General features: G+C 70.8%; 7 protein-coding genes. 3 read left to right on the forward strand and 4 right to left on the reverse strand.

Annotated elements, in window-relative coordinates; all coding sequences use genetic code 11:
* The 3 genes from D471_RS36570 to D471_RS0127640 form a co-directional block, all read right to left on the reverse strand.
* Positions 1-1,421, reverse strand: a 1,421-nt coding sequence (locus tag D471_RS36570; RefSeq protein WP_083924352.1) for a CotH kinase family protein, incomplete at its 3' end; no start/stop codon positions are given.
* A gap of 5 nt (positions 1,422-1,426) precedes the next feature.
* Positions 1,427-2,113 (reverse strand): DUF4956 domain-containing protein, encoded by a 687-nt coding sequence (locus D471_RS0127635; RefSeq protein ID WP_017601620.1) that lies wholly within the window; start codon positions 2,111-2,113, stop codon positions 1,427-1,429.
* A 24-nt stretch (positions 2,114-2,137) separates the two neighbouring features.
* Entirely contained in the window at positions 2,138-3,046 is a 909-nt protein-coding gene (locus tag D471_RS0127640) for a polyphosphate polymerase domain-containing protein (RefSeq protein ID WP_017601621.1), read from the reverse strand.
* 306 nt (positions 3,047-3,352) lie between these two features.
* On the opposite strand from D471_RS0127640, the gene D471_RS0127645 reads away from it, so the two are divergent.
* The 3 genes from D471_RS0127645 to D471_RS36575 all read left to right on the forward strand — a co-directional run bounded on the left by D471_RS0127645 (position 3,353) and on the right by D471_RS36575 (position 5,122).
* Positions 3,353-3,793 carry a MarR family winged helix-turn-helix transcriptional regulator gene (locus tag D471_RS0127645; protein WP_017601622.1) on the forward strand — a complete coding sequence of 147 codons (441 nt, stop codon included), beginning with the start codon at positions 3,353-3,355 and terminating at the stop codon, positions 3,791-3,793.
* Positions 3,794-3,903: 110 nt separating this feature from the next.
* Entirely contained in the window at positions 3,904-4,389 is a 486-nt protein-coding gene (locus tag D471_RS0127650; RefSeq protein WP_017601623.1) for a hypothetical protein, read from the forward strand.
* A gap of 37 nt (positions 4,390-4,426) precedes the next feature.
* A complete protein-coding gene (locus D471_RS36575) occupies positions 4,427-5,122 on the forward strand; it encodes an HD domain-containing protein (RefSeq protein WP_017601624.1) in 696 nt (231 codons plus the stop codon).
* An 18-nt stretch (positions 5,123-5,140) separates the two neighbouring features.
* Here the strand turns inward: D471_RS36575 and D471_RS0127660 are convergent.
* Positions 5,141-5,395 (reverse strand): DUF1203 domain-containing protein (locus D471_RS0127660; RefSeq protein WP_017601625.1); only part of this gene is annotated, 255 nt, incomplete at its 5' end.

A 5,395-nucleotide genomic window follows, 5' to 3' on the forward strand; every position in this document is an offset into this window, starting at 1 on the left:
TCCTCCAGCAGGGCGACGGCGGTGCCGCTCGCGATCAGGTCCTCGTACAGATCCGCGTACGCCTGCTGGTAGAGCGCCTCGAAGCCGGCGTCGGCCAGGAACCGTTCCTTGAGTTCCCCGCTGCCCCGACCGCCCATACCGCCGGGGGCCTCCGCGGCGTCGGGCACCTCCATCCCCTCAGGAAGCTCCATCCCCTCGGGCGGTTCCGCTCCGCCGGGCGGTTCCATCCCCTCAGGCGTCCGCCACCCTCCGGGCGCCCGCGCTCCGACGTCCTCGCCCGTGCCTGTCTCCGCCGCCCCGCCCGCGCCGGGCCCCATGCCCATCGCGTTGAAGGCCCCGTTCAGGTCCCAGGACAGCACGGTGAACCGCTCCCCCTCCGTGTCGTACCAGAGGTAGTAGTTGTTGCCGGGGCCGTCCATGGCGTCGCCGTTGGAGATGAGGTCCTGGAGGGCCAGGTAGCGGGCGAAGGCCTCGGTGTCCAGGTACGTGTCGAGCTCCTGGGCGAACTCCTCGTCGTCCGCCTCCCCGATGAACTCCAACAGGTCCATGACGGGCTGGAGGTCGTATCCTCCCTCGTCGTTGATCTGCTTGAAGGCGTCCTCGTAATCGGTGGGGTCACCGCCCAGGTACTCCAGGGACCCCTCGGCCCTGCCCTTGTAGAGGACGCCATCGCCGAGGGAGTCCGCCCACACGGCGTCGGGCGCGTCCAGGAGGATGCGGACCGCCGTGTCCCCGCCGTTGACCGTGACGGAGGTGAACGTGTAGTCCTGCGTGGTCTGCCCGTCCGCGGCGGTCAGTTCCAGGGCCAGGGCCTCGTTGAGCGCGGTGTCCGAGGCCGAGGTCGCCGGGCGCAGCGCGATCTCGGTGTGCCCCTCGTAGGCGCGGCCCTCGGCGAACTCGTCGAAGCTGATCAACCACGGGAGCGTCTCGGGCCGGTCGTCGGACAGGGTGGTCATGTTCATCCCGCCACCGGCCCGACCGGTGCCCGCCTCCTCCCCGTCCCCGCCGCCGTCCTGGCGCAGACTCATGAGGGTCGAGTTGCCCTTGAGCCGAAGCCCGACGTCGGTGATCGCGGTCCCGTCGATGACGACGTCCGCCCGGATGTACTCCTTCTCCCCCTCCTCACGGAAGGTCTCCAGCATCTCCTCGTACTCGGACTCGTCGAAGGTCACCTCGATGGTGTGCTCCCCGCCGTCGAACGGGTCCGCGGCGCCCTCGATGCCGTTGGTCACGGTGTCCGCCGAGACGAGCTCGGACGTGACGTAGGGACGGACCCTCGCCCCGCCGAAGACCAGGACGAGGACGGTCAGGGCCACGAGCACGGCCGCTGCCGCCCTCCAGTGTTGGCGGACCCGTACGGGGATCCGGTGGCGCAGACGGGTGTACCGCGTCCGGCGCGGCCCGAGGTCGTCGTCGGCCATCGCGATCACAGGTCCGTCTGGTCGTATCCGGTCAGGACGGTGACCTTCTGACCGGAGTTGAGCGCGCGCAGCCGCTCGATCACGTCACCCGCCCGGACGCCCTTCTTCAGACGTGCCGTGTAGGCCATTTCCACCAGGGCGCCGCCGCGCACGGTCTCGGTGCTGATCAGTTCGTACTCGTCGGTGCACCGGACGAGGACGTCGTCGATCGCGGGCTCGTAGTCGGTGCCGTCGGCGGGGACCTGCGCCTTGACGACCTGGCGCTGGACGTTCAGCGCGAACCAGTTGAAGCGGTGCATGAGCACGATGACCGCGCAGATGACCAGGGTGGCGATGATCGCCAGCGTGTAGAAGCGGGTACCGCAGGCCATCCCCACTCCCATGACCAGGAAGATGAACCCGACGTCGCGGGTCTCCTTGATCGCGTTGCGGAAGCGGACCACGGACAGCGCGCCGACGAGGGCGAACGCGCGGGCGATGTTGGAGCCGACCACCAGCATGATCAGGGCGATCAGCATGCCCAGGATGACCAGGGTGTGGACGTAGCTCTGGCTGTAGGAGATGTTGCGGTGCGTGGAGCGGTAGGTCCAGGCCACCACGAGGCTGGTCACGAAGGCCAGTGAGAGTGCGAGGACCACGTCCGTGACACTGAACGTGCCGGACAGGTCGGTGATGCCGAAGTCGAGGTTCATGGTGTGCTCTCGGGGTCGGTGCGGTCAGGAGTGGAGGGGGTGGAGGTCGGCGCTCCCGGTGTCGTGAACGGGGCCGTGCCGCGCGGGGACGGGGCCGTGCTCGGATCCGTCCCCCTCCGGGACGTGGAAGACCGAGCGCGGCGCCATCCCGAAGGCCTCCACGCTCTGGCAGTACTTGGAGATCCGTTCGACCTGGAGATCGAGCCGTGCGGCCATGTCCGTCACCCAGTAGGGCGCGCGCTCGTTGGCCTTGACCTCCATCACCACGAGGTGGGGGTCGACGATGTAGCGGCTCTCCGCTTCCGCGCGCAGGTCGAAGTCGCGGTCGCGGCCGCGGACGCGGTGGTCGAGGGTCACGCGCAGACCGAGGTCGGCTCCGGTGCCGACGTAGGGCTCGCGGCGGTACCCGGTCATGGCGGTGGGACGCAGGTCGAGCCGGTGGACCAGGTCGAGGACCTCCTCGACGAAGGCCTGGTCGGTGTCGGCGTGCTCGACCCTGACACGCCGGTCGCACAGGTTCCTCGCCACGTCGTAGGGGAGGAGCACGCGGCGCTTCTGCGTGACGCGGTTGACCCGCTGCTTGATCTCCACCGACACGGGCGTGTCCTCCGGGGCCGCTCCGACCTCGCCGTAGCGGCGTACGCGCAGCTTCCGGCGGAACCGCAGCCCCTCGATCTTCTCGTGGTAGAAGCGCAGCGAACGGGTGTCGTAGTAGACGCTCCAGACGCCGTATCCCCGTCCTCCGCCGTTCCGGTCGGCGCTCATGCGGGCGGCGAGCTCGGCCCGCACGTCGGCCACCCTGGACACGGGGACCAGGTACTTGAGTTCGTACCGGTTGAACGCGTGCAGGGTGCTCGACGTCCGCAGCCGGTGGCCGGTGTCGCCGGGTCCGCCGTCGGGTCCGGCGCTCCTCGGGGCTCGTGGTGGTCGCACGTCGGGTGCCCTCCTCTCGTGGTGACGTCGAGAGGGACACAAGTCGACATGTGTGTGACGCGGGGGAGAACTTCCTGGGAGTTTCCTGGGAGTACCGGAGAGAAGCCCAGGTGGGAGGCGGGATCGGACCCAAGGTTGGAGTCGGGTGAGAAGACGGGGTGCGGGGTTCGCGGCGGATGTCGACATGGTGATTCGCCGTGGAGTCGACGGATCGACCGGTCGACACGACCGTCACCGGCCTCGGCCCCGGGGCCGGGGCCGGGGCCGGTGACGGTGGGAGGCGGGGGGCCCGCCNAGACTGGAACGGTGAGCACCGACAACACCCGCCCCGAACCGCCGGTGACGAGCCCCTCCATCATCGTGTTGACGTTGGCGCGCCGCGTCGAGGCCGAACTCAACACCGCGCTCGCGCCGCTGGACCTGACCGTCGCACGGCTCGCCCTGCTCGGCCACGTCGCCAGCCTGCCGGGGGCGTCGTTCAGCGAGCTCGCCCGGATGGGCGGGGTCACGGTGCAGAGCGTGCACACCGGGATCAGGGCGCTCCAGTCCGCCGGGCTGGTGCGCGACCTCACCGCCCGAGCCGGGTCCGCGTCGGAGATCGAGTTGACGTCGGAGGGCGCCGCTCTGCTCGGCCGGGCGCACGAGGTGATCGTCGGCGTGGACGAGCGAATGTTCGGGCCGGAGGCGGACCCGGTTCCGCAGGAGATCGCGCGCACCATCCGCAGGGCGTTCGCCTCGGGCGGCTGACCCGGTTCCCGCTGGCGCGGGACGGTTCCCGGCCCTTTTCCACCCCCACCTTCAACATGGCTGAAGCTCAGGGTAGGCTTCAGGCAATCTGAAGGTTGGAGGGAGAAACGGTGGAGAACGTCCTGCTGTCCGTCCACGTCCTGGCGAGCATCGTGTTCGTCGGGGGAGTCGCCGTCGCCACGAGTCTGTTCCCGCGGTACGCGCCGGTGGCCGAACCGGTGTCCGCACCCGCCGCCGGGGCACCGCCAGGTGCCGCCGTCCCGTCCGAGGACGAGCGGAGCCGACGGGTCGCGCTGTCACTGCACCGCGTCACCCGGGTCTACTCGTTCCTCGGCGCCCTCGTCCCCATGGCCGGAATCGCCCTGGCCGTCGCGCAGGGGCGGATGGGCGAGATCTGGGTCAACGTCTCCATGGCCCTCACCGCGGCCGCGGCCGTCCTTCTGGCCTGGCAGATCCACCCGCGCCAGCGGCGGGCCCTGGCGGTACCGGGCGACGTGAAGGCGCTGAGCAGGCTCTCGATGGTCACGGGGGTCTTCAACCTCCTGTGGGCGACCGTCGTCGTGCTCATGATCGTCCGCCCCGGCGACCACGCCTGACCGCCGCCCCACCCACGAACGCACGGAGGAAGAACCCATGACCAAGCCCCACCCCATGCCCGAGTACGACGGCCTGGACCTGCCCGACACCGACCTGGCGCTGAGCGCGACGCGCTTCGCCCGCGACGCCGAGCACCCGGCGGTCTTCAACCACAGCGTGCGCACCTACCTGTACGGGCGCCACCTCGGCGAGCACCAGGGCCTGCGCCCCAGGCACGACTACGACGACGAACTCCTCTACCTCGGGTGCGTGTTGCACGACGCCGGCCTCAGCGACGAGGGTGATCGGGACCAGACCTTCGACGTCGACGGAGCCGACCTGGCAGCCGAGTTCCTCTCCGACCGGGGACTCGCCGACGATCGGGTGGAGGTCGTCTGGGACGCGATCGCGCTCCACCTGAGTCCCCACATCGCCACCCGCAAGCGTCCCGAGATCGCCCTGGTGACCGCCGGAGCCGGGTTCGACCTGGGGCCCCTCGGCCCGGGAGGACCCGCGCTCCCGGAGGAGTTCGTCGCACGGGTGCACGCCGTGCTGCCCCGTCTGCACGGGGCGGCGGTGCTCAACGACGCGATCGTCGGGCAGGCGCTCGCCAAGCCGCACAAGGCACCGCCGTTCACCTTCGCTGGGGAGCTCGTCCGCCAGACGACGGGAGGGCGGTGGCCCACCTGGCGGGAACTGATGACCGCCGAGCCCACATGGAACGACTACGACGGCTACCCGCCCGCCGCCTGAGCGGGGCGCCCCGCCACGTCAGGCCGGGGCGCCCCGGCGAAACTCGACGAGGAAGCAGCCGAACTCGACCGCGCGGGCGTGCGCGAGCGCGACCCGCGGGTCGGCGAACAGCTCACGCAGGGCGTCGTCGACCTCAAGCGCCCCCTTCCGGCCCCGGGACGCCTCGACCAGCCGCCCGCCCAGGATGCGCCCCCGGGAGTCGTAGGCCCGCAGGACCCGGCGCGCCCCGTGGAGGACGGGCGGGGCCGCCGAGTCACCGGCGGGGCCGGGGGC

The organism is Nocardiopsis lucentensis DSM 44048, from assembly GCF_000341125.1.
In the GTDB taxonomy this organism is placed as follows: domain Bacteria; phylum Actinomycetota; class Actinomycetes; order Streptosporangiales; family Streptosporangiaceae; genus Nocardiopsis; species Nocardiopsis lucentensis.

Bases quoted from the DNA above. Each gene is read 5' to 3' on its own strand.
- D471_RS0127635 (WP_017601620.1), bottom strand. From the start codon at position 2,113: ATGAACCTCGACTTCGGCATCACCGACCTGTCCGGCACGTTCAGTGTC.
- D471_RS36575 (WP_017601624.1), top strand. From the start codon at position 4,427: ATGACCAAGCCCCACCCCATGCCCGAGTACGACGGCCTGGACCTGCCC.